Source organism: Natronorubrum aibiense, assembly GCF_009392895.1.
Classification (GTDB): Archaea; Halobacteriota; Halobacteria; order Halobacteriales; family Natrialbaceae; genus Natronorubrum; species Natronorubrum aibiense.
Window position 1 is genome coordinate 1,032,643 of the sequence record NZ_CP045488.1, and the last position, 25,351, is coordinate 1,057,993.

28 protein-coding genes are annotated in these 25,351 nt (G+C 64.4%); 10 read left to right on the forward strand and 18 right to left on the reverse strand.

Annotated features, from left to right (window positions below; genetic code table 11):
* The first annotated feature begins 114 nt into the window (after nt 1-114).
* Nucleotides 115-978, forward strand: coding sequence for a sulfurtransferase (locus GCU68_RS05130; protein WP_152939563.1), 864 nt, complete (start codon nt 115-117; stop codon nt 976-978).
* A gap of 127 nt (nt 979-1,105) precedes the next feature.
* Here the strand turns inward: GCU68_RS05130 and GCU68_RS05135 are convergent, their stop codons facing one another.
* Together GCU68_RS05135 and GCU68_RS05140 are read right to left on the reverse strand one after the other, a co-directional pair.
* Complete coding sequence (locus tag GCU68_RS05135) at nt 1,106-1,543, reverse strand: DUF2391 family protein (RefSeq protein WP_152943597.1); 438 nt, start codon at nt 1,541-1,543, stop codon at nt 1,106-1,108.
* A 65-nt stretch (nt 1,544-1,608) separates the two neighbouring features.
* Nucleotides 1,609-2,796, reverse strand: a complete 1,188-nt coding sequence (locus GCU68_RS05140; RefSeq protein ID WP_152939565.1) for a polysaccharide deacetylase family protein — start codon at nt 2,794-2,796, stop codon at nt 1,609-1,611.
* Nucleotides 2,797-2,975: 179 nt separating this feature from the next.
* On the opposite strand from GCU68_RS05140, the gene GCU68_RS05145 reads away from it, so the two are divergent.
* On the forward strand, nt 2,976-3,611 hold the full coding sequence (locus GCU68_RS05145; protein ID WP_152939567.1) for a rubrerythrin family protein: 636 nt from the start codon (nt 2,976-2,978) through the stop codon (nt 3,609-3,611).
* Between the two features lie 27 nt (nt 3,612-3,638).
* Here GCU68_RS05145 and GCU68_RS05150 read toward each other — a convergent pair whose 3' ends face one another.
* From GCU68_RS05150 to GCU68_RS05180, 7 genes are all read right to left on the reverse strand, one after another.
* Nucleotides 3,639-3,911 carry a DUF7553 family protein gene (locus GCU68_RS05150; RefSeq protein WP_152939569.1) on the reverse strand — a complete coding sequence of 91 codons (273 nt, stop codon included), beginning with the start codon at nt 3,909-3,911 and terminating at the stop codon, nt 3,639-3,641.
* A 61-nt stretch (nt 3,912-3,972) separates the two neighbouring features.
* Nucleotides 3,973-4,812, reverse strand: coding sequence for a hydroxyethylthiazole kinase (gene thiM, locus GCU68_RS05155; RefSeq protein WP_152939571.1), 840 nt, complete (start codon nt 4,810-4,812; stop codon nt 3,973-3,975).
* Nucleotides 4,805-5,473: a thiamine phosphate synthase gene (gene thiE, locus GCU68_RS05160; RefSeq protein WP_152939573.1), complete on the reverse strand. Its 669-nt coding sequence runs from the start codon at nt 5,471-5,473 to the stop codon at nt 4,805-4,807. Before thiE ends, thiM begins: the two co-directional genes overlap by 8 nt.
* A gap of 105 nt (nt 5,474-5,578) precedes the next feature.
* Nucleotides 5,579-6,184, reverse strand: a complete 606-nt coding sequence (locus tag GCU68_RS05165; RefSeq protein ID WP_152939574.1) for a GNAT family N-acetyltransferase — start codon at nt 6,182-6,184, stop codon at nt 5,579-5,581.
* An 84-nt stretch (nt 6,185-6,268) separates the two neighbouring features.
* Nucleotides 6,269-6,964, reverse strand: coding sequence for a phosphatase PAP2 family protein (locus GCU68_RS05170; RefSeq protein ID WP_152939575.1), 696 nt, complete (start codon nt 6,962-6,964; stop codon nt 6,269-6,271).
* Nucleotides 6,965-7,121: 157 nt separating this feature from the next.
* A complete protein-coding gene (locus GCU68_RS05175) occupies nt 7,122-8,669 on the reverse strand; it encodes a Coenzyme F420 hydrogenase/dehydrogenase, beta subunit C-terminal domain (RefSeq protein WP_152939577.1) in 1,548 nt (515 codons plus the stop codon).
* Complete coding sequence (locus GCU68_RS05180; RefSeq protein ID WP_152939579.1) at nt 8,659-10,359, reverse strand: nitrite/sulfite reductase; 1,701 nt, start codon at nt 10,357-10,359, stop codon at nt 8,659-8,661. Before GCU68_RS05180 ends, GCU68_RS05175 begins: the two co-directional genes overlap by 11 nt.
* A 416-nt stretch (nt 10,360-10,775) precedes the next feature.
* On the opposite strand from GCU68_RS05180, the gene GCU68_RS05185 reads away from it, so the two are divergent.
* Nucleotides 10,776-11,141: an SHOCT domain-containing protein gene (locus GCU68_RS05185; protein WP_152939581.1), complete on the forward strand. Its 366-nt coding sequence runs from the start codon at nt 10,776-10,778 to the stop codon at nt 11,139-11,141.
* Entirely contained in the window at nt 11,138-11,842 is a 705-nt protein-coding gene (locus GCU68_RS05190) for a cupredoxin domain-containing protein (protein ID WP_193565071.1), read from the forward strand. The genes GCU68_RS05185 and GCU68_RS05190 overlap by 4 nt, the downstream gene beginning before the upstream one ends.
* Nucleotides 11,843-11,989: 147 nt before the next feature.
* On the opposite strand, the gene GCU68_RS05195 is transcribed toward GCU68_RS05190, so the two are convergent.
* From GCU68_RS05195 to GCU68_RS05210, 4 genes are read right to left on the reverse strand one after another with little or no spacing between them, the layout of a single operon-like run.
* A complete protein-coding gene (locus GCU68_RS05195) occupies nt 11,990-12,787 on the reverse strand; it encodes an ABC transporter permease (protein ID WP_152939582.1) in 798 nt (265 codons plus the stop codon).
* Nucleotides 12,784-13,629 (reverse strand): ABC transporter permease, encoded by an 846-nt coding sequence (locus GCU68_RS05200; protein ID WP_152939584.1) that lies wholly within the window; start codon nt 13,627-13,629, stop codon nt 12,784-12,786. The genes GCU68_RS05195 and GCU68_RS05200 overlap by 4 nt, the downstream gene beginning before the upstream one ends.
* Nucleotides 13,626-14,729, reverse strand: coding sequence for an ABC transporter ATP-binding protein (locus tag GCU68_RS05205; RefSeq protein ID WP_152939586.1), 1,104 nt, complete (start codon nt 14,727-14,729; stop codon nt 13,626-13,628). The genes GCU68_RS05200 and GCU68_RS05205 overlap by 4 nt, the downstream gene beginning before the upstream one ends.
* A 6-nt stretch (nt 14,730-14,735) precedes the next feature.
* The gene (locus GCU68_RS05210; protein WP_227014943.1) at nt 14,736-15,806 is read right to left on the reverse strand and encodes an ABC transporter substrate-binding protein; all 1,071 of its coding nucleotides are present in this window, start codon (nt 15,804-15,806) and stop codon (nt 14,736-14,738) included.
* Between the two features lie 157 nt (nt 15,807-15,963).
* On the opposite strand from GCU68_RS05210, the gene GCU68_RS05215 reads away from it, so the two are divergent.
* From GCU68_RS05215 to GCU68_RS05235, 5 genes are all read left to right on the forward strand, one after another.
* Complete coding sequence (locus GCU68_RS05215) at nt 15,964-16,785, forward strand: enoyl-CoA hydratase/isomerase family protein (protein ID WP_152939588.1); 822 nt, start codon at nt 15,964-15,966, stop codon at nt 16,783-16,785.
* 2 nt (nt 16,786-16,787) lie between these two features.
* Nucleotides 16,788-18,998: an acetate--CoA ligase family protein gene (locus GCU68_RS05220; protein ID WP_152939590.1), complete on the forward strand. Its 2,211-nt coding sequence runs from the start codon at nt 16,788-16,790 to the stop codon at nt 18,996-18,998.
* Nucleotides 18,995-19,813: an enoyl-CoA hydratase/isomerase family protein gene (locus GCU68_RS05225; RefSeq protein WP_152939592.1), complete on the forward strand. Its 819-nt coding sequence runs from the start codon at nt 18,995-18,997 to the stop codon at nt 19,811-19,813. Before GCU68_RS05220 ends, GCU68_RS05225 begins: the two co-directional genes overlap by 4 nt.
* Entirely contained in the window at nt 19,810-20,634 is an 825-nt protein-coding gene (locus tag GCU68_RS05230) for a carbon-nitrogen hydrolase family protein (RefSeq protein WP_152939594.1), read from the forward strand. The genes GCU68_RS05225 and GCU68_RS05230 overlap by 4 nt, the downstream gene beginning before the upstream one ends.
* A gap of 82 nt (nt 20,635-20,716) precedes the next feature.
* On the forward strand, nt 20,717-21,214 hold the full coding sequence (locus GCU68_RS05235; RefSeq protein WP_152939596.1) for an Lrp/AsnC family transcriptional regulator: 498 nt from the start codon (nt 20,717-20,719) through the stop codon (nt 21,212-21,214).
* Between the two features lie 116 nt (nt 21,215-21,330).
* Here the strand turns inward: GCU68_RS05235 and GCU68_RS05240 are convergent, their stop codons facing one another.
* From GCU68_RS05240 to rpl18a, 4 genes are all read right to left on the reverse strand, one after another.
* Nucleotides 21,331-21,906, reverse strand: coding sequence for a hypothetical protein (locus tag GCU68_RS05240; protein WP_152939598.1), 576 nt, complete (start codon nt 21,904-21,906; stop codon nt 21,331-21,333).
* A gap of 130 nt (nt 21,907-22,036) precedes the next feature.
* On the reverse strand, nt 22,037-23,410 hold the full coding sequence (gene ftsY, locus GCU68_RS05245) for a signal recognition particle-docking protein FtsY (protein ID WP_152939600.1): 1,374 nt from the start codon (nt 23,408-23,410) through the stop codon (nt 22,037-22,039).
* Nucleotides 23,411-23,431: 21 nt separating this feature from the next.
* Nucleotides 23,432-23,881 carry a prefoldin subunit alpha gene (pfdA, locus tag GCU68_RS05250; protein ID WP_152939602.1) on the reverse strand — a complete coding sequence of 150 codons (450 nt, stop codon included), beginning with the start codon at nt 23,879-23,881 and terminating at the stop codon, nt 23,432-23,434.
* Nucleotides 23,881-24,054 (reverse strand): 50S ribosomal protein L18Ae, encoded by a 174-nt coding sequence (gene rpl18a, locus GCU68_RS05255; protein ID WP_152939604.1) that lies wholly within the window; start codon nt 24,052-24,054, stop codon nt 23,881-23,883. Before rpl18a ends, pfdA begins: the two co-directional genes overlap by 1 nt.
* Before the next feature lie 182 nt (nt 24,055-24,236).
* Between rpl18a and GCU68_RS05260 the strand changes: the two genes are divergently transcribed.
* Nucleotides 24,237-24,554 (forward strand): ASCH domain-containing protein, encoded by a 318-nt coding sequence (locus GCU68_RS05260; protein ID WP_152939605.1) that lies wholly within the window; start codon nt 24,237-24,239, stop codon nt 24,552-24,554.
* 130 nt (nt 24,555-24,684) lie between these two features.
* On the opposite strand, the gene GCU68_RS05265 is transcribed toward GCU68_RS05260, so the two are convergent.
* On the reverse strand, nt 24,685-25,350 hold the full coding sequence (locus GCU68_RS05265) for a translation initiation factor IF-6 (protein WP_152939607.1): 666 nt from the start codon (nt 25,348-25,350) through the stop codon (nt 24,685-24,687).
* Nucleotide 25,351: the final 1 nt, after the last annotated feature.

The following is a 25,351-nucleotide window of genomic DNA, read 5'->3' on the forward strand; positions in this document are numbered from 1 at the left end:
CTCGTGCCACCGTCGACGACGGAAAGTAGCGGCAACAGTCTCCGGGACGGTCGACCGGCGTCCGAATTGTCCGGTTGAGATGGCCCTATGACCCTGCCACCCTTCGGACCGTGTATGGCAACCGACTACGCCAACGACGTACTCGTCACCGCCGATTGGGTCGAGGACCGTCTCGAGGAGTTCCAGAGCGACGATTCCACCTATCGACTCGTCGAGGTCGACGTCGACACCGAAGCCTACGACGAAGAGCACGCTCCCGGCGCGATCGGGTTCAACTGGGAGACTCAGCTGCAAGACCAGACGCGCCGCGACGTCCTCGAAAAAGATGAGTTCGAAGACCTGCTCGGCAGCCACGGCATCAGTGAGGACTCGACGGTCGTCCTCTACGGTGACAACGCGAACTGGTTCGCCGCCTACACCTACTGGCAGTTCAAGTACTACGGCCACGAGGAGGTCTACCTGCTCGACGGTGGCCGCGAGTACTGGCTCGAGAACGACTACCCAACCACCGAAGAGGTGCCAGAGTTCTCGGCTGTCGAGTACGACGCCGCCGGTCCACGCGAGAGCATTCGTGCCTACCGCGAGGACGTCGAAAACGCGATCGAGCGTGGCGTTCCGCTCGTCGACGTTCGGTCGCCCGAGGAGTTCACCGGTGAGATTCTCGCCCCGCCAGGCCTCAAAGAGACCGCCCAGCGCGGCGGCCACGTCCCCGGCGCGCGAAACATCTCGTGGGCTGCCGTGACGGACGACGACGGCACCTTCAAATCGCGTGAGGACCTCGAGGAGCTCTACGCCGAGGAAGGCATCGACGGCAACGAGTCGATCGTCGCCTACTGCCGTATCGGCGAGCGCTCGTCGGTCGCCTGGTTCGCCCTGCACGAACTGCTCGGCTACGAGGATGCCGTCAACTACGACGGCTCCTGGACCGAGTGGGGCAACCTCGTCAACGCGCCGATCGAGAAGGGCGAGGCGGAGTGAGCATAGCGAACGAGGCCTCGTAGCCACGAAACGACTGAGCGGCGAGCCGTAACCGCAGTACGTGCCATCTCTTTTCGTTTTCGGAGCGTCGTACTCGATCGATCCCGTCGAGTATCGTCTGAACTGGCTACTTTGAGAAGATCGTATCGGCCGTCGCCGCGCCGACGATGCTGAACACCGAACCGACACTGATAGCGTTGAACGTGATTCGCAGTCCCTCGACGCTCAGCGGTTCGATGTCGAGAAATGTATCGGGTGCGTCGAACAGCATCGCGAGGATGAGCACCGACCCAAACGAAACGCACAGCAGCGAGATAAATCTCGCAGGAACGCCAGCGATTTCCTGTTCGACGTCGATGTCTCGAGTCGTGTCGGCCTTATAGAGCGCGGCGTAACCGATTCCGGCGACGACACAGATCGTCGCCAGTGCATGGAAGATGGTCATGTCCGCTGCGAGGACCCAGACCTCTTCGGTGACGACGAACGGCCCCGCAAGCAGGAAGCCACCGACGATCTGCTGTGCGGAGTCGGCCAGTCGAAACCGGTTCGGGCGACGAAATTTCATGCCGACGGCTATCCACTCAGCCATCAAATAACGACCGGTACTGTCAGTGATGGCGGCGAACGACGTTACTCGGCGATGTTGTCCGACGCGACGTCACTCGGCGAGACGACCTCGAGTTCGCCTTCGGACTCGAGTTCCGAAATCTTCGAGACGGCCGCCTCGAAGGCCGTGAGCGTGCTGCCCTCGAGCGTGCCGTAGGACAGCGACGTGATCGTGTTGTATTCGGCGGTCAGATCCAGCAGTGTGGTCACCTCGTCGGCGTCCGGGGTGGCGGCCTGCGGTGCGAGCGCCGCGTTGGTGAGGTAGCCGTGGCCCGCGAAGCCGCCGACGAAGCCGAGGTCGTGGTACTCGTCGACGAGTTCGAGCGCCGACTCGTCGTAGCCGTCGAGCGGGTACGAGAAGTAGGCGCTGTCGAAGCCGTGGTCGTCGAGCCACGAGACGGCGCTGCTGATCTGGTCTTCCTGCCCGGCCGCGTCCTGGTCTATGAGTGACGCGTTGTTGGCACTCTGGCTGGCGATCGTCCACCCGTCGTCCTGTAAGGACTCGAGGTCGTCGACCGAGAGTCGATCCTCGCCATCCACGTAGTCGGTGTTGACGAACACCGTCGCGGGGTAGTCGTGCTCCGCGAGGATCGAGGCCGCTTCGCTCGCGACCGTCTCGTGGCCGCCGGGGAACTGCAACAGGACGCGCCCGGTGTCGGGGCGACCGACGAGGCGGTAGTCGTCACACCACAGCGACAGTTCGCGGTCGCCGGCCCAGACGGAGATCTTGGTGTGTTCGACCGAACTCAGGTCGGGTTCGCCGACCCGTTCGACGATCCCGAGATCGCGGTGGACGAACGGACCATCCGCATTGACTGCACACTTGAGCAGCAGTCGGTCACCATCGGTGTCCGTCAGCTGAACGGTCGGATTCACCGTGTGATCGCTCGCGAACGCGATCGCGGGGTAGCCGTTCGAGAGGTCACGCGGCGTGTCGAACTCCCGCTTGATCATGATGCGGCCGTCGCCTTCTGCGGCTTCCATTCGCGCGGACTGGGAGCCGACGTACGTCTGCTCTTCGTCTGCGGTGAGCGATCCTTCCATCACAGTCCACTGCGAGAGGTCTTCGAACTCGTCGAACGAACCCAACTCCTCGTCGACTGCATCCTCGTCGCCGTTGCCGTCCTCGTCCGAGGTTTCGGAATCGCTCAATGCAGAACAGCCGGCCACCATTGCCGCGGCGGCCGTCGTGAGATACACACGTCGTTTCATTCCGACCGATAGCACTCGGCTTTCGGTGATTGTTATGCCCTGTTGACGGTTCGCTTCGAGAGAGTAACGGGACCCTATCCACGAGCGTATCGACAGGCTATCAGCCACCCCATACACGTCGGCAACGGCGACGCCCATATCGCGACAGAGCTAACTCGAGGCCGGCCGAAAAGCCCGCTATGACCGATTCCGAGACATTCGTCGATGCTGTACGGGAAGACAACCAGACCGCACTTTCGCGACTCGGTTCCTCGAAGTCGCTGTATGCCGACACTGGCGGCGACATCGACACCGAGCCTGTCCTCCGTGCGACTGCCACCGCCGAACACGCAGCATGGACGACGTTCACACAGTGGGCCGACAGCGACGACCACGACGGGGCTCGCAACGCCTTCGACACCACGGCAACGGAGGAACGAGGCCACTACGAGACTGTTCTCGACCATCTCGGCGTCGAGGAGTTCGAGCCGGACGACGTGCCGAACCTCCACGAGTACCTGCGCGGCCTCGAGTCGACGGTCGAGCGCACCGGGGCCTTTATCGGCCGCATCCTCGCGAGCAAGCGCTCGAAAGAGCAGGTCGTCGGCTACTTCGTCGGCGACGCCGATCCCCAGACCGCCAACGTCTTCCGGGAGTTCGGCACGGACCTGGACGACCAACTCGAGCGCGCACAGGCCCTCCTCGAGGACGTCTGCGAGACCGACGACGACTACGAGCGCGCGCAGACGGCTGCGGCGGGCGCGATTGAGGCCGCCTACGACGAGTACGTCGAGAACCTCGAGGCGATGGGCGCGAATCCGAAACCCGTCTGCTGATCGGGTCGACGCTGTTTTTCCGAGTTGCTACACGCCCTCGACCGTCTCGCGGAACGCCCGAACCGACTCGAGGGCGTCCTCGACGTGGGACGCGACGTCGCCACCCGCATCGTCCGCGATTTCGGTGAGGATGTGTTCGTGGCGAGCGAGCGTGCCGTGGTCCGGCCCGCGGTCGGCCTCGGCCAGCGTTGCGAACTGATCCGACTGCGTCTCGAGGCGGTCGCGGACGGCGTCCTCGGCCGCAACGTCGGCTGCGTCCTGTAGCGTTTCGGCGGCGTCTTCGAGCTGTTCTCGAGCCATACGTGACGTTCACCGGCTGATGATAAAACGATTTCACTAGTCGCGGCTGTGAGAGACTGGGTCAGTCGACGCGTTCGATCCGATCCTCGAGTTCGAGATCAGCGACGACGGTCGGCGAGAGTCCGGCGACGGCGTCGTGGAAGTTCGTGCGGTAGCTTTCGGGCCCGTTGTGGGCCATCTCGGCCGCGCGCTCGCCCGCGATCCCGAACGCGAGCGTGCCGTGAACGGCGGCCGTCGCGGCGTCCTCCAGCGCGCCGCGGAACGTCGCGAGCGTCGCACCGAGCATACAGCCGGTGCCGACGACCTCGGAGAGCCGTTCGTGGCCAGCCGTGACGCGGATCGCTTCGTCGCCAGTGGCGATGACGTCTGAGACGCCGCTCGCGACGACCGTCGCGCCGGTGATGTCCGCCAGCGACCGAGCCGCGTCTTCGATTTCATCGTACTCGCCGACAGATTCGACGCCCCGTACCTCGGCTTCGACGCCCGCGAGCGCGCTGATCTCGCCGTAGTTACCCTTGATGATCGAAAACTCGAGATCCTCGAGGAGGGCTTCGGCAACTGCTTCGCGGGTCGGCGTCGCACCGACGCCGACGGGATCGAGGACGAGCGGAATCTCGCGGTCGGCCGCGGTTGCGCCGGCCTCGTGCATGGCCTCGACTTTCCCCTCGGGGACCTGCCCGGTGTTGAACAGGAGCGCGGCCGCGCCGGCGGCCATCTCGCCCGCGTCACCCGGCGAGTCAGCCATCACCGGGAGTGCGTCCCAGTGGAGGGTCAGGTTCGCGACGTCGTTCATCGTCACGGTGTTGGTCAGATGCTGGACGAGCGGCGTCGTCTCGCCGATCGCCTCGAGCGACGCCGCGAGGTCGCCGCCGGTGACGTCGGCTGGCAGTGTGTCAACCATCCTGTTGGGGTGTGTCTCCCACGGACTTCGCAGTTTCGACGGCCGTGACGAGCGACTCGGTTGCAGCGCGCGGGCCCTCCGCGGCGGTGAGCGCCGAGACGACGGCCACCCCGACCGCGCCGGCCTCGACGACCGTACCGGCGTTTTCGGCCGTTATGCCGCCGATACCGACGACCGGGATCGACACCGCAGTCGAGATTTCGGCGATCCGTTCGGGACCGACGCTGGCTCTGTCTGCCTCGACGTCTTTCGACGTCGTCCCGTAGACGGAGCCGACGCCGAGGTAGTCCGCGCCGTCGGCTTCGGCTCGCGTCGCCTCGTCGACCGTCGAGGCAGAACAGCCGATCACGGCCTCGGGTCCGAGTAGGTCCCGCGCGACCGCGACGGGCAGATCGGACTGCCCGAGGTGGACGCCATCGGCGTCGATCGCCTGTGCGATATCGACGCGATCGTTGACGAGCAGGTCGACGCCCGCTTTGGCAGTGAGTTCGCGCACTTCGAGGCCGAGTTCGTAGCGCCAGCGGGCGTCGGTTCCTTTCTCTCGCAGTTGGACGGCATCGATGCCGCCGTCGATCGCCGCCCGAACGATCTCGGTCGTCTCCCGACCCGCCGACAGCGACGCTTGCGTGACGAGGTAGGTTCCGTACTCCGTGGGAGTCATACACATAACAGCGGGACTGAAACACCATAGTCGCTACTGAACGGCGGCGCACGCTCGAGCGGACGACGTGTGGATCGAAGCGTTGGCGCTGTACTCTCCGGGGTCCTACGACGACTCGAGCCGATCCACCCCCGTCCGAACCAGCCCGCCCCAGTCGGGCGCGTCTCGAGCGACTGGCAACGGTGTCGGCGGCTCCGGATCGGCCGCCTTCTCGGCGATCGACCGCCGCCACCAGGCGACGTCGTGCCACGCGTCCTGCGTGTAGCCCATCGCGGGAAAGTCGGCGACGCGTTCGAACCCGAGCTGTTCGTGGAATCGAACCGTCGCAGGGTTCGGCAGCGTCGTCACGGCGTAGGCGTCACAGAATCCCTGTCGCTCGAGGATCGCAAACAGCGACTCGTACAGCGCCCGGCCGACGCCCGACCGGCGGGCGTCGTCGGCGACGTAGACGGAGAGTTCGACGACCCACTCGTAGGCACGGCGCTTTCGCAACGATCCCGCGTAGGCGTAGCCGACGACACCGTCATCGAGTTCACAGACGAGCCACGGGTAGGTCTCGAGCGTCGAGTCGATGCGGGCGGCCAGTTCGGCCTCAGTCGGTGCGGTTTCTTCGAAGGTGACGGCCGTCGATTCACAGAACGGGGCGTAGATCTCACGAACTGCGGCCGCGTCTTCCGGGGTCGCGAGTCGAATCTGCGGGGCAGCGTCCATACCCCTGTGACAGTCAGTGGCCGATATAAGCGCGTGGGACTCGACGCTCACAGCGCAGGTCAGTGCAGGTGACTCGAGAACAGCCTATCTAGCTCGAGTGAGGTGCCAGCCGCCGAAGACGCCGACCGAACTGGCGAGAAGCAACACGGCATCCGGATCGGCGGCACTCGCGACGAGTGCCACTGCGCTCACGACGACTGCGAGCGAAAACGCGATCGATCGCTGTCTGGTCGGGAAGCGAGCGAGCAGTCGTTCGACCACGAACAGGAAGACGAGCCCGATGCCGACGCCGGCGACGACGTCGACGAGGTAGTGTACCCCCAGCGCAACTCGAGAGAGACAGACGACCGTAACCACAGTCACCGCGGCGAGCAATCGACGACGCGGCGTCCCGATCGAGAGGCGCCGGGCGAGGCTGCCGTAGACGACCGTCGTGATGAGCGCGTGCCCGCTCGGGAAGCCGTAGCTGCTGGCCGTCGCCGTCACCTCGTACAGCGGTTGGAGCACCACGGGCAGCGCCTCGAGGGCGACGAGCGGCTGATCCGGTCGCGGCAGCGCGAAGACGTGTTTCAGCGTCGTAATCAGCCCGAACCCGGCCAGCGCCAGCCCAGCGATGACGGTCATGTCCTCGCGTTCGTCCGCGTAGAGCCAGTAGAGTCCACCGACGAGGACGGCGAGAAACCAGACGTCGCCCAACTGTGTCACGAGCGCGACGAAAATCGCGGCCCAGTCGGGGATCAGCTCCTGAATCCGTCCGACTACGCCGATGCCACGAGACATATTGGCCCTACTGGGACGAGTCACTAATGGATGTCGGCTCGTCACGCGCCTCGGTACTCGAGTCTCCCTCGAGTGAGCTTGCAGGGATAGCGAACTCGATACCGCTACCGCGAGAGGGGTGTCGAGGGCCGTCCGGGCTCGAGCCCGAGACGGACGGTTAGCGGCCCTGATCGTGGGGGTTCGTCGCCGTCCCGTAGTTCTCGGCGTGGTCCGTGTACTCAATAAAGCGCGGGGCGTCGGGATCGAACGGGCGCGCTAAGCTCTCGAAGGCCTTCTTTTTGTCCCAGCCCTGGAGCTTGCCGACAGCCGACCGATCTTCGAGGTCGTGGTAGTCGAGTTTAGGCACGGTGCGCTCCCACGCGTCCAGACCCTGCTCTGTGCGGACGATGACGCTCGAGTACTCGTCGGAAGAGCCGACGGAGCCGACGGTGATGTCAGCACAGAACCCAGTGAAGTCGGCACACTCGTCACAGCCCTTGAGCGCGGCGTCGTGGAAGTTTCCGATATCTTCCTCGAGGATCAGTTCGCCGCCGTGATCGTAGACCAGCAGTTTGCCGTGGAGGACGTCCATCTTGCCGATCTCAGCCGGCGGGATGTCCCGTTGCTCCGCCAACTGCTCGCCCATGAGGCTGTAGTAGTTGAAGTTCTTCGTACACATCAATGCGATCGTGTAGTCGACCGCGCGGATGCCCTCGTTTTGGTCCTGATAGTCCCACTCGAAGTCCTGCAGCGCGCGCAGGCCTTCGATTTCACACGGCGTGCCCACGAGCGCGAGGCTCAGGTCATCCCACGACTCGTCGGGGAGCTTGTGTTCCCACCGTTTCAAATCGAGATTCCCTAGCGCGAGCGTCTGGTTGTAGACCGTGCCGGCGTTTGCGAGGAGTTCCTCGGTGGTCGTCGCGAGGAAACTCTCTGCTTTCCACGGCTCGTCGTCGCTTTCGGTAGCGATGAGTGCGCCGTCGATCTCGCCCGCCTCGAGTAGCGACGCGAGGATGCCGGTGACGACGCCACCGTCCTGGGCCGCGTCGGTCCAGTCCTCGTCGACGCGGGCGGAGAACTCCGTGATCGGGTCGCCGGCGCCCTTGACGTTGTCATCGCCGCCGGTGATCTTCCACTGACGCTCGTACCGCAGCCCGCCGCGGGGGCAGAAATCCCAGCAGAGCGAACAGCCGGTACACATCTTCACGAGTTTCGGCAGGTCGTCGTCGCCGACGCCGATCGAGTCCGAGGGGCAGGCGGCGACACAGGTTCCGCACTGAATGCAGCGACCCTCGTCGATGACGGCCTCGTCCAGTTCCATGAACCACGTCTTCTCGTCCGGTGTCTCGATGTCGTTCATCCGCGACCGAATCGAGTACTCGGGAGTCTCGAGGTCGACGCCCTCGGGAACGCCGACGCGGGTGTCGGGTGCACCGTCGTCGACGTCCTGACTGACTCCTTCAGCGGGCTCGGTGAACTCGAGGTCGCCGAGGTCGCCCATCTCGTCAACGTTTGCAACGCCGGCCCCATCAGTGGCGACGGGCTGGTCGACGTCCCGCGTTTTTTCGCCGCAGGTGCAGGTGTCGGACGAGCAGCGATCATCGCGACCGGTCCGACCGGTTTCCGCTCGAGCGTGACCCGGGGTCGCTCGCATGGGAGACGAGTCGCCGCCGGTGTCGGGGACGTGTGGGAATCGGTGCGCGTTGTCCTCGCCGTCAGTCCCCATGGGCCACCCCCCGCGTGACCGGCGCGTCCGCGTCTTGCATGATCGTGCGGAGCTGCTCGTTGTCGACGCGACGACACCACTCGTAGAACCGCTCGCTGTCGTGCCGGTCGTCCGCGTAGGCGTCGAAGAGGTGCTCGAGTGCCGGGATCACGGCGTCAGCGGGAACGGCGTGTTCGATCCAGTCGAGGAACTCGTTGTCCACACCGAGCGAGCCGCCGAGACCGACGTCCATCCCTTCGACTAGGTCGTCTCCCTCGTCGTTTGGCCCGTCCGTGTCTTCCAGTTTGACGGTCTCGCCGCGGAAGCCGATATCCGCGATCTGTGGCTGGGCGCACGACGCCGAGCAGCCGGACATGTGCATTCGGATGGCCTCGATGTCGTCGGGGACGTCGATGCGCTCGTCGAGTTCACGGGCCCAGCGTTTGGTGCGCTTTTTCGTCTCGATGATGGCGTAGTTACAGAACTCGCTGCCGGTACAGCCGACAGCACCGCGGGCGAACGCGCCGGGGTCGGGCTGGTAATCCGCGGCGAACGGCTCCTCGAGGAGGTCCGCGACGTTCTCCGCGGGGATGTGGGAAATGAGGAAGTTCTGGTCGGTCGCCAGTCGGATGGAGGCATCCTCGGTACCGTACCGCTTCGCGGCGTGGGCCGCTTGCGCGAACTCGTCGCCACCCATGCGACCGGCGATCACGTTGAAGCCGACGTACTGGAGCCCGTCTTGCTTCTGGTCGTGGACGCCGACGTGGTCGCCCTGGTAACCGACCGTGAGGTGCTGGCCGCTCTCGGGGAGGTTGACGGTGCAGCGATCGCGGACCGCCGCTTCGAACGTTTCGGGGCCGAGTTGCTCGACGAGATACCGCATACGACAGACGCCGCGATTGGTGCGATCGCCGAGTTCCTTAAACGTCTGGGCGACGGCGCGGGTGAACTCGACGGCATCCTCCGGCGGGACGAAGACGTCGAGTTCCGAGCCCATGCGCGGGCCGTCCGAGAGGCCGCCGCCGACGCGGGCGTGGAAACCGTAGAGATAGCTGCCGCCGATCTCTTTTTTGGCTGGCACAAGGCCGACGTCGTTGATCTGGGACTGGGCGCAGTCGTGGGCGCAGCCCGTGATCGTGAGCTTGAATTTCCGCGGGAGGTTGGCGTACTCGCGGTTTCCGGTGAAGAACTCGGAGACGGCCTCGACGACCGGCTGGGCGTCGAAGCACTCGTGATCGTCAAGGCCGGCGGCGGGACAGCCGAGGACGTTCCGGGCCGAATCGCCACAGCCCTGGACCGTCGTCAGGCCGACCTCGTCGTAGCGCTCCCACATCACGGGCACGTCCTCGATGCGGATCCAGTGTTTCTGGATGTCCTGTCGGGTCGTGATGTCGAGGTAGGCATCACCCCAGAGTTCGTTTTGCGCCTCGCCGCCGTACTTCTCGGGCGCGGCAGCGAGCTCGTCGGTCACCTCGCCGATGACTTCGGCCTGTTCCGGGGTGAGTTTCCCGCCCGGAACCTTCGTCCGGATCATGAAGTAGCCCTCCTGCTTCTGGGCGTACATACCGGCCCACTTCAGGCGCTCCCACTCGCCGTCGCCGGCGCGGGCTTCGATTTCCTCGAAAGAGAGGTCGGCGGCAGCGTAGTCGTAGACGTCGTCGATCACGTCGAGTGGGTGTTTCTCCTGTTTGTGTCGTTCGACGGCGTTCATCCGAACCACCCGCTGAACTGCGTGGATTCGAACGGACTGTGTCGTGGGATCATGGGTTAGTGCGTGGTACACTGGCACACATATACCAGCCCGCAAGCAGGCGAACTCTGACGGAGCTAGTGTGAGCAGGTAACGCTTGCCAGTATCGGCGACGGGGTGCATCGATGTTTTTCCAGACAGGGGGAGAACGCCGCCGTCGCGGGCCGGCGACGACTCGTCACCGGCCTGAAGCGGTGATTATCTCCGGGAAGGTGGACGCAGCTTCGATCAGGAGAATTTCCAGAAACCATCACAGCAACGAATCGGGTAATCAAGGCAACAGGACCGTCAACATCTCTGGCAATACTGCCGGTGTACGGTCTCGAATGAGGGGGGAGAACTGGGCTTTTATGCTACTTCCGGGAGAATCAATTCGTATGTCCATGGAAAACACGCTTCTTCGGAGCCTGCTGCTTATCATCGCCCTAGTCGTCCTCGTTCCGCTGCTTATGATGGCATTCATGATGCCGATGATGGGGCTGTGGGGCTGGGGTCACATGTGGGACGGCGGGATGTGGGGTGGCACGGGAACACCGTGGCCGTGGCTCGTGATGTGGCTCGTGTTTTTAGCCGTCGTGATCGGCCTCGGATACCTGCTGTACCGCGCACTTCGTGGCCCAACCGGCCGCGAAACCGACGCCGCACTCGAGGAATTGCGGCTGGCGTACGCCCGCGGCGACCTCTCCGACGAGGAGTTCGAGGAACGGCGACGACGGCTGCAGACGCGAGATGAGTCCCAATGACGACGTACACCACAACACGGCGACGGACACTCGCAGCCACCGGCAGCGCGCTCGCGGCCGGTTTCGCGGGCTGTCTCGAAAGCAACGATCCCCAGCCGACCGACGCGAGCGACGACTCGAGCGGCGCGGGCGACGACTCGAGCGGCGACCACGACCACGATACCGATCACGAACTCGGCCACCCGGAGGCACGGATCGACGTGACGATGGAATCGGACGACGGCACGCACCACTTCGCCCCGCACGTGGTTCACATCGAGGAGGGCGGGACGGTAACGTGGACGCTCGAGAGCGGCGCGCACGATACCGTTGCTTACCACCCGGACAACGCCGATTTGCTCCCGTCGGCGAGCGAGCGACGGATCCCGGACGGCGCCCAGCCGTGGGCGAGTGAGTTCCTTCGAACCGAGGGCGAAACGTTCCAGCGAACGTTCGAAGAGGCAGGAGTCTACGACTACGTCTGTACGGTCGTCGAACACGGTCACGGACCGGAGCGCGGGCAGGGTCCCTACGGCCATCACCCGACGCACGAATCGACGGGCATGGTCGGGCGTGTGATCGTCGGTTGGCCGGATCCCGACTCCGACGCACAGCCCGCCCTTCGGGCGCCCGCAGACGAGCTTCCTGAAGCCGCGCGAGACGAACTCGAGGGATTCAACGAGCGAACACGGACGGCACTCGAGCACGACGACGATCACTGAGACGGTCTGCTGTAGGTCATTTCCGGCGCACCCGCGACCAGCCCTGCGGGTGCACCGGTAAATCGTTACAGCAGTCCGTACGAGTGCGGCCAGTCGACCTCGAGTTGCGTTCGTCGGACCGTCCAGAGCAAAAGAGAGTGAGAGTAGTTAGCGCTCGAAGTAGCGGCTGAGAAGGGCTGCCACGACCATGATGACGACGAGGACCGTCGAGAGCGCGTTGATCGTCGGCGTCAACCCGGTCCGCAACATGGTGTAGATCTCGACCGGGACGGTACTCGAGCCCGGCGAGATGAGAAACTGCGTCGCGGTGAACTCGCCGAAGGAGACGACGAAAGAGATGAAAAAACCGGCCAACAGTGCCGGCGAGATGATCGGCGCGGTGACGTTCATGAACGTCACCGTCGAATCGGCACCGAGCACGCGAGAGGCCTGCTCTAGGTCTTCGTCGAACGTTACCAGCTGTGACCGAACGAGCAAGAAGACGTACGGCACTGTCAGGATCGAGTGGCCAATGATCAGCGCCGGGTAGCCACTCGAGACGTTGACCATGCCGAAGTAGCGGATCAGCGCGATGCCGGTGATGACCGGTGAGATGATCATCGGCAACAGCATGATCGTCGAGAGCTGCTGTTTGTACGGGAATTCGGCGCGAACGAAGCCGACGGCGGCGGCCGTGCCGAACGCGACCGAAAGCAGCGATGCCGACGTCGCGACGACGAAACTCGTCATCAGCGCGCCCAATAGCTGATTGTCGGCGAACAACTCGGCGTACCACTGAACGCTGATGCCGTCGTAGGGGATCGCCGGGAAGGTCTGTCCAGTAAAGGACGTAAGAATGACGACCGCCACGGGAACGAGCAAAAACGCGTAGATAGCCACCAGAACGGCCAGCAACGCGCCCTGTCGAACCAGACTCGCTCGACGGATCGAGGCTGTCACACTCATAGGTTACCCAGCGCCTCCTGGAGGTTGAAAACGGCGTTGAACGCCGTGATGAACGCGACGAGCAAGACGGTGTAGATCACCGCCAGCGCCGATGCCAGTTGGATGTTGTACGCCTCAAGGAACGTGCGTGCGATCTCGTTTGCGATCATCGCTTGGTTCGGACCACCGAGGACCGCCGGACCGAGGAACGACCCGGTCGCGAGGATGAAGACGATGACGCCCGCGGCGACGATTCCCGGCGTGGACAGCGGCAACACGACCTCGCGGATCGTCCGGAACTGTCCGGCGCCGAGCACCCGGGACGCGTTTATCGTCTCGTGGTGGATCGCGTTCAGCGAGTTGTAGATCGGTAAGACGGCGAACGGGAGGTACGCGTTCGCCAGCCCGAGGACGACCGCCGTCGACGTAAACAGCAGGTCGATCTCGAGACCGAGTTCGCCGAGCGGACCCGTCGGCGAGAAAAACAACAGCAGGCCGAAGTAGCGGATGATGTACGCGACCCACAGCGGGACGACGACCAGCGTCAACAGGAGCCGAACGCGGTCGCTCACGAACACGAGGTAGTACGCGAGGGCGTACGCAAACACGAGCGTGAGCACGGTCGTCACGAAGCCGTAGATGAACGACCGAACGAACGCGTCGACGTAGACGCCGCCCATCGCCCGGCGGTAGGCCTCGAAGAGACTGCCATCACCGAAGTTGAGACTCTCGACGACCAGAAACAGGATCGGGAACACGAAAAAGAGCGTAACCCAGCCGATACCGACCGCGACGAGATGGCGGTTGCTGATCCGCTCGGTGAGCCAGCCGGGGACGGGGCTTCGTTCGACGACGAAACTCATACCACGACCACCGACTCGGGGTCGAACGTAACGGTCACCTCGTCACCGACGGCGATGTCCGGGAATCGTGGAGTGTTCGCCAGCGCCGTTTCACCGCTCTCGAGCGTGACGGTGACTTCGGTCCGGTTGCCGAGGTTGGCAACCTTTTCGACGGTGCCGGGGAACGCGTTCTCGGCAGTCGCCGCCGCGGTCGGTGCCGTCGATCCCGTCTGTGAGACGGTCGTCGTCCCACCGTCGGCAGTCGCCGAGACGGGTTCGACGTCGACGTCTTCGGGGCGAACGAACAGGCTGACGTCCTCGCCGTCGTCGTGGTCGCCGGTGACGGCGACACGGGTCGACTCGGTTTCGACGATCGGCAGGTCGTTGACGGTCGTGACAGTACCGTCGAACGTGGTGGATTTGCCGACGAAGGTGGCGACGAATTCGTTGGCCGGCTGTTCGTAGATCGTCTCGGGATGCGCCGCCTGTTGTTTCTCCCCCTCGTCGAGGACGATCACTTTATCAGACATCGAGAGGGCGTCTTCCTGGTCGTGCGTGACGTACAGCGACGTGACACCGAGTTCGCGCTGGAGCGTCATCAGCCACTCTCGCATCTCCTCGCGAAGGACGCGATCGAGGCCCGTCAGCGGCTCGTCGAGCAAGAGGATATCGGGTTCGTACGCGAGCGCTCGAGCGAGCGAGACGCGCTGTTGCTGCCCACCCGAGAGTTCGTCCGGGAAGTGATCGCCGTGGTCGGGGAGGTCGACGAGCTCCAAGAACTCCTGGACCTGCGCGTCGCGTTCCTCGGCATCGTAGCCGTGCATCCGGAGGCCGTAGGCGATGTTCTCCCGGACGGTCATGTGGGGGAACAGCGCCGTGCTCTGGAACGCCATTCCGATATTGCGGTCTTCCGGAGCCAGTTCGGTGACGTCCTCGCCGCGGAGTTTGACCTGGCCATCCGTCGGTTCCCTGAGCCCGGCGATCATGTGCAACAGCGTCGTCTTGCCACAGCCCGACGGGCCGAGGAGGGTGACAAAGTCGCCTTCGTCGATGCGGAAGCTGACATCGTCGACGGCGAGCAACTCTCCGTAGTACTTCGTGAGTCCGGTGACTTCGAGCATCGTTGGTTAACTCTGTTTGACTTCCTGGAACCGTTCGGACCAGTCGTCCTGCAGCGGGAGGATCTTCGACCAGTCGCGGAAGGCGAGATCCTCGACGGGTGCGTAGTCGGGAAGGTCGGTCATCTCCTCGGGTGGATCTTCGACCTGTATCGTGTAGTTCATCATATCCGAGAGGTCGAGCAGGTTCTCCCGGTCGTACGTGAAGTTCAACAGCTCGTGGACAGTCTCGCGGTTCTCGGTGCCGTCGGCAATCGCGAGCGTGTCGGTCCAGGCCATCGCCCCCTCCTCTGGCATGACGTACTCGATGTGATCGTAGCCGTCCTCCTGGAGCGCGAGAACGCGTCCGCCCCACGCCTCACAGACCGTCGCGTTCTCTTGGCGGAGATACTGGATCGACGTCGCGCCGTCGGACCAGTAGCTAAAGCAGTTCGCATTTTGCGCTTCGGCCTCGGCGATCACGTCCTCGAGCAAGCCCTCGTCGTCGGCAGCCTCGTTGATATCGGCACCGATCGCGACCGCACAGTTCGAAAAGCGGTCGACGGCCCGATCGAGCAGGGCGAGATCACCCTCGAACTCGTCGGCTTTGATGTCCTCCCACGACGTAAGCTCGCGGTCGACGAGTTCGGTGTTGTACGCGTAGCCCGTCGCACCGTTCTCGCGGATCAGCCCCACCGTCTCCCCGTCCTCGACGAGGAACGTCAGGTCCTGAGCCCCGTCACGGATGTTGTCGGTGTAGTTCGGCACCTCGTCGAGATCGATCGGCGCGAGGACGCCCTCCTCCTGTCCTTGCGCCATCCCCGTATCGTTCAGTGCAACGATGTCGAACTCGCCGGGGTTTTGCTGGATCATCGAGATCATCTCCGTAGTCCCCCCGGCCGACGTCCCCTCGATTTCGTATTCCGAATCGTCGGCCCAGCGTTGGAAGACCTCCATCTGGGACTCCTGGGTGTTACCACCGAAACCGAGGAACCGGAGGGTGTTCGATTCGCCACCGAGACAGCCCGCGATACCTGCGAGTGATCCGGCACCGATCGTCGCAAGCGCCGTCCGTCGCGTTACCATGTTACGGTTAGGCATGGGTCTGACAACTGGTATGATAAGGACCTATATAGTTCTAACGGCGAGTCCGAATTAGAATCGAGATTTTAAGAAAACCTCCGAAATAGCTAAGTGAGTTAGGAGAAATTATGACTAATACACCTCTCGCTACGGACGAGGGAGATAAAGATCAGCTATGGACTGCACTGATGGTCGAGGAGTGGATACTGTCGAACCGACAGCGACCGATGCCGTCGAGTACGACCTCGACGGCGACGTCGCCACCGTGACGCTGACGCGCCCGGACCGGCTCAACGCCGTCACGAAGGAGTTGTACACAGGCGTGATGGGCGCACTCGAGCAGGCAAGCGTCGACGAAGCCCGCGTCATCGTCCTCCAGGGGGCCGGCCGTGCCTTTTGCGTCGGCGCGGATATGAAAGCCCACGGCGAGCGCGAGCGAACCGCCGCCGAGAAACGCGAGTACGCCTGGGCCGCCCAGCGGGCCTGTCGGGCGGTCCAGACCCACGAACGACCGGTGATCGCGAAGGTACAGGGGTACGCGATCGGTGCGGGCGCCGAACTGGCCCTCAGCGCGGATCTGATCGTGATGGCCGACGACGCCGAGATGCGGTTTCCCGAGGCCGGGATCGGCACCTACGTCGGCGGGGGCGTGACCTATCGGCTTCCCGAACGGGTCGGGACCGCGACGGCGAAGCGACTGCTGCTCACCGCTGCCAGTGTCGGCGGTGATGAGGCCGCAGAGATCGGGCTCGTCGACGAAACCGTTCCCCCGACCGACTTGAACGACGCCGTCGCCGACCTCGCGGGTGAGATCGCCGGCAATGCGCCGATTCCGGTCGCGTTCGCGAAAGAACATCTGAACCGTCGGGCGGACGATCCCGAGCTCGCGCTGACCGCGGAGGTCGACGCCCTGCTTACCTGCATGGAAACCGACGATTGGCAGGAGGGTGTCGACGCGTTCGCCGAGGACCGCGAGCCGATCTTCGAGGGGCAGTAACCATGCGCGATCCGATCGATCGCATCCTCGAGCCGTCGTCGATCGCCGTCGTCGGCGCGTCGTCCGATCCGTCCAAACGCGGCTATCAGGCCATCGAGACCCTCCAGACGGGCGGCTACGAGGGTACGATCTACCCCGTCAACCCGTCGGCAGACGAGATCCGCGGCCTCGAGGTCTTCGCCTCGATCGCCGACGTTCCCGAGCCGGTGGACCTCGCGCTGATCGTCGTTCCGGGACCGGTCGTCCCGTCCGTGCTCGAAGACTGCGGTGAGATCGACGTCGGTGGCGCAGTCGTCATCGCCGTCGGCTTCGGCGAAACCGGCAAAGAAGGTGAAGCGCTTGAGGAGGAGATCGTCTCGCTCGCAGCCGAGAACGACGTCCGACTCGTCGGGCCGAACACCTCCGGGCTGATCAACGTCGGCGACGGGGCGAACCTCGTCGGTGCCGACGGCGTTCCCGAGGGCGACCTCGGACTGCTGTGTCAGAGTGGGAATCTCGCCATCGCGCTGTTTACCGAGGCCGCCGGCCGGGAGGGCGTCGGCTTCAGCCACTACGTCGGCGTCGGCAACGAGGCCGACCTCCAGTTCGACGAGTATCTCCCCTACTTCGAACGAACCGAGGACACCGACGCCGTCGTCTGTTACGTCGAGGGCTTCTCCGACGGGCGCTCATTTCTCGAGCAAGCCCGCGAAACCGGGACGGAGACGCCGATCGTCGTCTGTAAGAGTGGCCGCTCGGACGTCGGCAAGCGCTCTGCGAGCTCCCACACCGGATCGCTCGCGGGCGACGCGGCGGTCGCGGACGCCGTCTTCCGGCAGGCGGGCGTTGTCAGCGTCGACCGATCCGACGAACTGCTGGCGGCGGCCGACGCGCTCGCCTCCCAGCCACCCGTCGACGGCGAGAACGTCGCGATCCTCGCCGACGGCGGCGGCCACGCGACGCTGGCGGCCGACGCCCTCGCCGAGCGCGGCCTCTCGGTGCCCCAACTGGCCGACGAGACCCAGCGCCGACTCGAGGGCATCCTTCCCGACGCCGCGAGCGTCCGAAACCCGGTCGACGTCGCCGGCGGTACCGACGACAACCCGTCGGTGTTCGCCGACTGCGCGCTGGCGCTGTTCGACGATCCGAACGTCGACGCCGTGTTGCTCTCGGGACTGTTCGGCGGCTACGGCCAGCGCTTTACCGACGACCTCGAGCCGATCGAGCAGGGCGCCGCCAAGGAGATTGCCGAGGCCGCTGCGGCGACTGAGACACCACTGGTCGTCCAGAGCGCCTACGAGAGCACTGACCCCGAAACCCACACGATTCTCCGGGAGCACGACGTTCCGGTGTACGAGTCGCTGGATATTTCCGTCGCCTGCCTCGATGCGCTGTCGACGTACGGCACGCACCTGCAGGTCGCCGACGAGAAGAGTTCGTTCGAACTGGATTCCGCATCCGCCGACAGCCCCGATGGCGCTCGAGCGCTCGAGGACTGTGCCACCGACAGCACCCTCTCGGAGTACGACGCCAAAGCACTCCTCGAGGAATACGGCGCGCCAGTGACGCCGTACGCGCTCGCTGAAACGGCGACAGACGCCGAACGCGCCGCCGCCGAGTTCGACGGCCCCGTCGCGATGAAGGTCGTCTCGCCGGATATCGTCCACAAAACCGAAGCCGACGCCGTCGCGCTAGACGTCGCAGACGAGTCGGTTCGATCGACACACGAGACGCTACTCGAGAACGCTCGAGCGTACGATCCGGACGCTGCGATCGACGGCGTGCTCGTCTCGCCGATGCGATCCGACGGCGTCGAGGTGATCGTTGGCGCGACCCGCGACGAGCAGTTCGGCCCCGTCGTCATGTTCGGACTCGGCGGCGTCTTCGTCGAGGTGCTCGAGGACGTCGCCTTCCGCGCTGCCCCGCTGACCGAACACGACGCGCGGGCGATGCTCGACGACATCGACGCACAGGACGTACTCGAGGGCACTCGCGGCGATCCACCGGTCGACCGTGACGCGATCGTCGACGTCCTCCTGTCGGTCTCTCGGCTCGTTGCCGACTACCCCGAAATCGCGGAGGTCGACCTGAATCCGGTACTCGCGGGCGACGGGGGTGCCGAGATCCTCGACGCGAGTATCGTCCTCGAGTCCAGTGATGGCGACGCCGACAGCGACGACGGTCGGCAGCCACAGGAGCCGGATGCGGTCCCCGATGGAGGTGTCGACGAATGACAGAGTCCACCAAAACCGAGACCGACGACCTGCCCGTCCGCGTCGACCATCCCCGCGAGCACGTCGCCCGTGTGACGCTCGACCGGCCGGACGCGATGAACGCCTACGACGAGTCGCTCCTGCGGACGCTCGTTGCCCGCCTCGAGGACCTCGACGCGGACGACGACGTTCGCGCCATCGTCCTGACCGGCGCGGGCGACCGGGCCTTTTGCAGCGGCGTCGACCTCGAGAACATGCCGCTGACGCCCGAGATGGAGTTCGCCGACTACGAGGCAGGACTCGGGCTGTTCCAGAACGTCGTTCGCACGCTGCGGACGATCCAGACGCCGGTCGTCGGCGCGGTCAACGGCTACGCGCTCGGTGCTGGCTGTGACACGGCACTCGCCTGTGACATTCGTATCGTCAGCGAGAACGCGGCCATCGGCGAGACGTTCATCGACGTCGGCTTCGTCCCCGGCGACGGCGGTGCGTACCTCCTCCCGCGGGTGATCGGCGAGGCCCGCGCGAAGGAACTGATCTTCACTGGTCGCCACCTCGAGGGCGAGGAGATCGTCGATTGGGATCTCGCCCGTGAGTGTGTCCCCGCCGACGAGTTGCTCGAGGTTGCCGAGTCGTTCGCCGCCGAGCTCGCCGCCCGGCCGCCGATCGCGCTCGGGTTGAGCAAGTCGCTGGTCAACGAGAGCGCCGACGTCGACCTCGAGACGGCGTTCGAACACGCCACGCGCGCCCAGCGGATCTGTGCCCAGACCGACGACCACGCGGAGGCCGTCGACGCGTTCGCCGAAAACCGCGAACCGGAGTTTACGGGCAAATGAGTCTCGATACCGTCGCCCTCGTCCAGTTCGATCCCACGCTCGGCCCGGCCGACGACGGCACCGTAGAGCGACTCTGCGAACGGATTCGAGACGCGGCTGCCGAGACGGACCCGGATCTGATCGTCTTTCCCGAACTCGCGACGACCGGGTATTCGATCTTCGAGCAGGCCGAGACCTGCGCGGAGTCGATTCCGGGGCCGACGACGCGAGCCATCGGCGAGACGGCCGCCGCCGTCGGCTCGCACGTCCTCGTCGGCATGCCGGTCCGCCACGGGCGCGGCGTTCGAAACAGCGCCGTCTGGATCGATCGGACGGGATCGGTTCGGGCGCGCTACGACAAGCGAAATCCGTGGGGTGACGAGCGCGACGTCTTCGTACCCGGCGACGACGTGCTCGTCCTCAAGTGCGAGGGCCGAACGCTCGGCGTCCAGATCTGTTACGATCTGAACTTCCCCGCGGAGAGCGCGGCGCTCGCGCGGGCAGGTGTCGACGCCGTCGTCAACATCTCGGCGTGGTCGGTCCCGATGGCAGGCGACTGGGATCGGTTGTTGCCCGCCCGCGCTATCGAGAACGGCGCGTACGTCTTCGGCTGCAACCGGGCCGGAGCCGAGCCCGACCTCCAGTTTTATGGGCACACCACGGCGTACGAGCCGGACGGCTCGGTGGCCGGCCAACTCGATGGTGAGCCCGGAATCCTCGTCCAGCGGATCGACGACGATCGGCTTCGCGAGGAACGGGATCGAAATCCGATGCGACAGGACCGCCGCGACGACCGAGTCTCCGTCAGCCGGGTCACGATCGATGCCGGTGACGGGGCGTGACCAACCGTCCATCGTCGCGACGCACGAGACAGTATTCAGGGGTTTCGACGGCATTTCAAGCGCTTAGACACAATCGAGTACTATGGCCGAACTCACACTCGACGAAACGGACTTTCGACTGCTCAGAGAACTCGACGAAAACGGCGACATCGACGCCGACGAGATCGCCGAGGAACTCGACGTCAGCCAGTCAACCGTCTACTACCGCCTCGAGAAGTATCGCGAACAGGGGATCCTGACGGGGACGGTCGCCCACCTCGACCGCCACCAGCTCGGGCTCAGCATGACCGCGATTTCGGAGATCAAGACCGTCTACGGGCCTGAAGCGAAGGAAGTCGGCGAACGCCTCGCAGAGCTCTCCGGCGTCCAGCAGGTGTACTCGATGATCGGCGAGATGTCCTTTTACGTCATCTCCCACGTCCGCGATCACGATCACCTCCAGTCGCTGATCGAGGAGATCATCGAAACCGACGGCGTCGAGAACTCCGCGACCCACATCGTCCTGCGGACGTTCAAAGAGGAGCCACGGCTGCTGGTCAACTACGACGAAGGCGATTTAGAACAGCTATTCAACGACTGACACGGGCACCTGTCCGTCAGTACCGGTGTGGCTCGATTGTCCTCAGGGAGACCACGATACCGGGATAGCAGCCCCCCGATACGCCGGACCGGACGAAAGGATGTCGGCTGCTTCGATCACTCGAAACAGGCGACCGGCGTGCCCGCGTCTCGAGGGTCCGGATCGAACGACGGCTCGTCCGCGAGCCCGTTGTATCGGGCCCGGAGTACGACGTTCTCGTCGACGTAGTAGGTAACACGCGTGTCTCGCTCGGTTGACGTCGGAAGCTGTCGTGTCGCAGTCGTCAGGTTGTATACGATCGAGACCAGAATCGCCTCGCGCCGGTCGTCCGACTCGAGGGCGTCCATCTGCTGGGTCTGCAACTCGAACTCGAACGTTCGCGTCTCCGAACCGTACTCCTCGACGAACGCGTTTCGCCGATACGTCCGTTCGAACTCGAGGACGTACTGGTCACCCGTCTCGAGCAGCGACGTCGGTCGCGACGGATACGATCCCGGCTCGATCGCGTTTTCCTGTTCCGGTGGGAGCGGATCTGGTCGCTCGCTGTTGACGCAGTCGTATTCATCCGTGGATACGACCCTGGGCTCGTCCGGGTCGTCGTCGGTGAACTGGTCGTCGAAACAACCGGCAAACGCGACGGAAAACGACACGGCGGTGGCGAGGAGGGCGCGACGCGAACGGGGTGTGCGCATACGATAGTGTCAATTAGATATTGTATGTAGTTTTCGCATTCGTATCAATCGATTGTCCTTCCGCTGTAATCGACGCAGACGCTCGCTCGTGGTGAGTCCCGCCGATAGAAAATCGAACGCGGCCGCGTCGTTACTCGTCTGCGAGCAGGCGATCGACCATCTCGTCGGGGTCGAACCGCTCTAGGTCGTCGTAGCCCTGTCCAACGCCGAGGAAGAGGATCGGCTTCCCGGTAACGTGGGCGACCGAGATCGCCGCCCCGCCGTTGGAATCCGCGTCGGCTTTGGTCAGGATCGCGCCGTCGATCTCGGCGGCGTCGTTGAACTCGCGGGCGCGGTTGACCGCGTCCTGTCCAGCGACGGCCTCGTCAACGAACAGCGTCATGTCGGGACCGACGACCCGATCGATCTTCTCGAGTTGGTCCATCAGCCCTTCGTCGGTGTGGAGTCGACCCGCCGTATCGCCGAGCACGACGTCGACGTCGTTCGCCTCGGCGTACTCGACGGCGTCGTACAACACGGCGGCGGGATCGCCACCCTTCTCGTGGGCGATGAGTTTCGTATCTAACGCGTCGGCGTGTTCTTGGATCTGCTCGTTGGCCCCGGCGCGGTAGGTGTCGCCGTTGGCCATCACCGTCGAGAAGCCGCGTTCCTCGAAGTAGCGGCTCAGCTTCGCGATCGAGGTGGTCTTTCCGACGCCGTTGACGCCCGTGAAGACGATGGTGACGGGTTTGTCCTCGATGGCGATGCGCTCGTCGAAGTCGAACTGTCCGACGCTGATCACGTCGTAGATCGCGTCGCGCAGTGCCTCCTCGACGACCTCGCCGGTCGAGGTCGTAAACGTCCGCGTCTCGCCGACTAACTCCTCGCGGATGTTGTCGAGGATCTCCTCGGCAACGCCCATCTCGACGTCGCTCGAGAGCAGCGCCATCTCGAGTTCGTGCAGTGGGTCCTCGAGGTCTTCTTCCTCGATGACGAACTTCCCCTTGACGAGCGATCTGGCTTTGGCCCCGAAGCCGGTCGAGTTGGAGTCGTCGTCCGACTCCTCCGACTCGTCCGGTTCGTCGTCCACCGCAGCATCGTCCGCCGCTGGGTCCGGTTCGTCGTCCGCGTCCGGTTCCACGTCGCCCTCGTCAATCTCGATCTCGGCATCCGACAGAGGTTCCTCGACGGCGGCTGCGCTCGCCGCTGATTCGGTTGCCGGTGCTGTCTCGGCCTCGGATGGCTCGTCGTCGACACCGGCATCGGCCGCTTCAGCGGTAGTATCTGGGGCTTCCGTCGCCTCGGATGCTGCCTCCGCGTTGGCTTCAGCGTCCGCCTCTGTGGCTGCGTCTGCTTCGAGTTCCGACTCCTCGAGTTCCTCGAGTTCGTCTTCGTCGACTTCCTCGAGTTCGTCTTCGTCGACTTCCTCGAGTTCGTCTTCGTCGACTTCCTCGACGTTCTCTTCGGCGGCTTCTTCGGCGTCTTTCCGGAAGCTCCCGAGTTTCTTCTTCAGGTTATCGAACATAGTAGCGGTGGGGTGCCGACGTTATTCGTCGGGGCCCTGCCCCTGGCCCATCTGCTGCATCTGCTGTTGCATGGCCTGCTGCTGGAGCTGCTGGGCCTGCTGCTCGAGTTCCGTGCTCTCGGCCTCGAGTTCCGCGATCTCGCTGTTGACCTCGTCGATGCGGTCGTCGAGGTTTTCCTTTTTGTTCTCGAGGGCATCGACGGCGTCGTCCTGCTCGAACTCGCCAGCGTAGTCCGCACCGAGTTCGACGATCACTTCGTCGATGTCTTCGACGGTCGCGCGGAGGTAGGCACCGCCGCCGAGTGGGACCTGTACCGTCGAGTCCGTCTCGAGGGTCTCGATCGCGTCGATGGCCTCGTCGGCCTCGGTTTTTTCCTGCTGGATGTCTTCGACGTCCGCTTCGAGCGCTTCGATCTCCTCTTGGATCTGCTGGATCTCCTGAGAGAGCTGCTGGAGTTGCTGCTGACCCATTATTCGCTAACCTCCTCGAGCTCGATCTCGCTTCGCTTCAGTCCGTGCTGGCTCCCGAGCTGGGAGAGTACGTGCTCGCGGGCGACGTTTTCATTTTCGGCGTCGATCGTCGTTTCGAACGGCGCGTAGCCGTCGCGGCTCTTGAACTGGCCAGTGACCGTAAATTGACTCATGACTATCCCTCCGGCGGGCAGTCGGAAGAATCTTCCCTTCCCACTCGAGGAGCGCTCGAGCGAATCTCGGCACCGATTCCGACCGTTTATCGGTCGCTACTGGCCACATGACCCGTTCTCGTAACAGGCGACCGTACTGCCGGGTGCCAAACGGTTTTGCCGGGCGCGCCGTATCCTCTGGTATGAGCGAACTCGATCCAAGCGACCTCCTGCCCAGCGAGCGGATGCAGACACAGGCCCTCGAGGGAGCGGTCACCCAGATCCATCGCGGCCACCAGTACGCCGAGGTCGGTGATACGTTCACCATCGACGAGACGACGTTCGAGGTCACCGACGTGACCGAACGCACGCTCGGCGAGTTGACGGACGAGGATGCACAGGCCGAAGGAATGGACGACCTCGAGGCCTACCGCCGACTACTCGAGCGAGCCCACGACAATTTCGAGTGGGATGACGAAAGCGAGGTCGTCCGCCACCGCTTCGAACGACGAGCGGAGTAGCGTCTCGAGTCCGCAGCGTGGTATTGGGCCGAATGTAGCTGTCTGGTCGACCCGACAGCCGACGCTGGGAAGATACGGCGTCACCGCGAAAAGGACTGGGCAATCAGTATCGACGAGAACGACGAATCGATCAGTCCAGATAGCCCAGCGCGTCCTCGATCCGACCGAGTTCCGGGCCGGTCGTATCCGTCCCGACGACGTAGCCGGCGTCGTTTGCGATCAGACCCGAACCGACGAGCGGCGCGCCGTAGTTGACGGTGCCGACGTCGGCGCGGACGTCGAGTGCGTCCTCGAGTGCGTCGAGTTCCTCGTCGGTCGCTTTGGGATGACAGAGCACGCCCGAGTTCGTCGCGACCGCAGCCGTGCCAACGGTTCGGACGCCGGCGAGGTCGCCGCGTTCGACGGGGACCTCGAGCGTCTCTTCGACGATCTGAATCGTCTCTCGCGGGAGGTCGGGGTGGACGTACGCGCCGTAGTCGTTGGCGAGGACGACGTTGCCGGCAGCGTTGATCTTGCCCGGGAGTTCCGCGACGGGGAGGTCGACTGCGTCCTCGAGTCGCTCGCGTTCGTACTCGAGCACGCGAGCACTGACCAGCAGCCCGTTCTCGTTACCCGTGGCTAACGCACCGACCGTCGAGGAGCCGCCGACGGTCGTCTGGATTGCGGGCACCTCGAGTTCGTCGGTCAGGTCGGCGACGACGTCGTCATCGACGTCCGGACGGACGATCACGCACGAGTCGGTAGCGCGGGCGAAGACACCGACGTACGCCGACCCGGCGAAAGCGAGACGTTTCAAA

What these genes read in the sequence shown, in the direction of transcription:
- GCU68_RS05130 (WP_152939563.1), top strand. Translation starts at nt 115, where the DNA reads ATGGCAACCGACTACGCCAACGACGTACTCGTCACCGCCGATTGGGTC.
- GCU68_RS05135 (WP_152943597.1), bottom strand. Translation starts at nt 1,543, where the DNA reads ATGAAATTTCGTCGCCCGAACCGGTTTCGACTGGCCGACTCCGCACAG.
- GCU68_RS05140 (WP_152939565.1), bottom strand. Translation starts at nt 2,796, where the DNA reads ATGAAACGACGTGTGTATCTCACGACGGCCGCCGCGGCAATGGTGGCC.
- GCU68_RS05145 (WP_152939567.1), top strand. Translation starts at nt 2,976, where the DNA reads ATGACCGATTCCGAGACATTCGTCGATGCTGTACGGGAAGACAACCAG.
- GCU68_RS05150 (WP_152939569.1), bottom strand. Translation starts at nt 3,911, where the DNA reads ATGGCTCGAGAACAGCTCGAAGACGCCGCCGAAACGCTACAGGACGCA.
- thiM (WP_152939571.1), bottom strand. Translation starts at nt 4,812, where the DNA reads ATGGTTGACACACTGCCAGCCGACGTCACCGGCGGCGACCTCGCGGCG.
- thiE (WP_152939573.1), bottom strand. Translation starts at nt 5,473, where the DNA reads ATGACTCCCACGGAGTACGGAACCTACCTCGTCACGCAAGCGTCGCTG.
- GCU68_RS05165 (WP_152939574.1), bottom strand. Translation starts at nt 6,184, where the DNA reads ATGGACGCTGCCCCGCAGATTCGACTCGCGACCCCGGAAGACGCGGCC.
- GCU68_RS05170 (WP_152939575.1), bottom strand. Translation starts at nt 6,964, where the DNA reads ATGTCTCGTGGCATCGGCGTAGTCGGACGGATTCAGGAGCTGATCCCC.
- GCU68_RS05175 (WP_152939577.1), bottom strand. Translation starts at nt 8,669, where the DNA reads ATGGGGACTGACGGCGAGGACAACGCGCACCGATTCCCACACGTCCCC.
- GCU68_RS05180 (WP_152939579.1), bottom strand. Translation starts at nt 10,359, where the DNA reads ATGAACGCCGTCGAACGACACAAACAGGAGAAACACCCACTCGACGTG.
- GCU68_RS05185 (WP_152939581.1), top strand. Translation starts at nt 10,776, where the DNA reads ATGTCCATGGAAAACACGCTTCTTCGGAGCCTGCTGCTTATCATCGCC.
- GCU68_RS05190 (WP_193565071.1), top strand. Translation starts at nt 11,138, where the DNA reads ATGACGACGTACACCACAACACGGCGACGGACACTCGCAGCCACCGGC.
- GCU68_RS05195 (WP_152939582.1), bottom strand. Translation starts at nt 12,787, where the DNA reads ATGAGTGTGACAGCCTCGATCCGTCGAGCGAGTCTGGTTCGACAGGGC.
- GCU68_RS05200 (WP_152939584.1), bottom strand. Translation starts at nt 13,629, where the DNA reads ATGAGTTTCGTCGTCGAACGAAGCCCCGTCCCCGGCTGGCTCACCGAG.
- GCU68_RS05205 (WP_152939586.1), bottom strand. Translation starts at nt 14,729, where the DNA reads ATGCTCGAAGTCACCGGACTCACGAAGTACTACGGAGAGTTGCTCGCC.
- GCU68_RS05210 (WP_227014943.1), bottom strand. Translation starts at nt 15,806, where the DNA reads ATGCCTAACCGTAACATGGTAACGCGACGGACGGCGCTTGCGACGATC.
- GCU68_RS05215 (WP_152939588.1), top strand. Translation starts at nt 15,964, where the DNA reads ATGGACTGCACTGATGGTCGAGGAGTGGATACTGTCGAACCGACAGCG.
- GCU68_RS05220 (WP_152939590.1), top strand. Translation starts at nt 16,788, where the DNA reads ATGCGCGATCCGATCGATCGCATCCTCGAGCCGTCGTCGATCGCCGTC.
- GCU68_RS05225 (WP_152939592.1), top strand. Translation starts at nt 18,995, where the DNA reads ATGACAGAGTCCACCAAAACCGAGACCGACGACCTGCCCGTCCGCGTC.
- GCU68_RS05230 (WP_152939594.1), top strand. Translation starts at nt 19,810, where the DNA reads ATGAGTCTCGATACCGTCGCCCTCGTCCAGTTCGATCCCACGCTCGGC.
- GCU68_RS05235 (WP_152939596.1), top strand. Translation starts at nt 20,717, where the DNA reads ATGGCCGAACTCACACTCGACGAAACGGACTTTCGACTGCTCAGAGAA.
- GCU68_RS05240 (WP_152939598.1), bottom strand. Translation starts at nt 21,906, where the DNA reads ATGCGCACACCCCGTTCGCGTCGCGCCCTCCTCGCCACCGCCGTGTCG.
- ftsY (WP_152939600.1), bottom strand. Translation starts at nt 23,410, where the DNA reads ATGTTCGATAACCTGAAGAAGAAACTCGGGAGCTTCCGGAAAGACGCC.
- pfdA (WP_152939602.1), bottom strand. Translation starts at nt 23,881, where the DNA reads ATGGGTCAGCAGCAACTCCAGCAGCTCTCTCAGGAGATCCAGCAGATC.
- rpl18a (WP_152939604.1), bottom strand. Translation starts at nt 24,054, where the DNA reads ATGAGTCAATTTACGGTCACTGGCCAGTTCAAGAGCCGCGACGGCTAC.
- GCU68_RS05260 (WP_152939605.1), top strand. Translation starts at nt 24,237, where the DNA reads ATGAGCGAACTCGATCCAAGCGACCTCCTGCCCAGCGAGCGGATGCAG.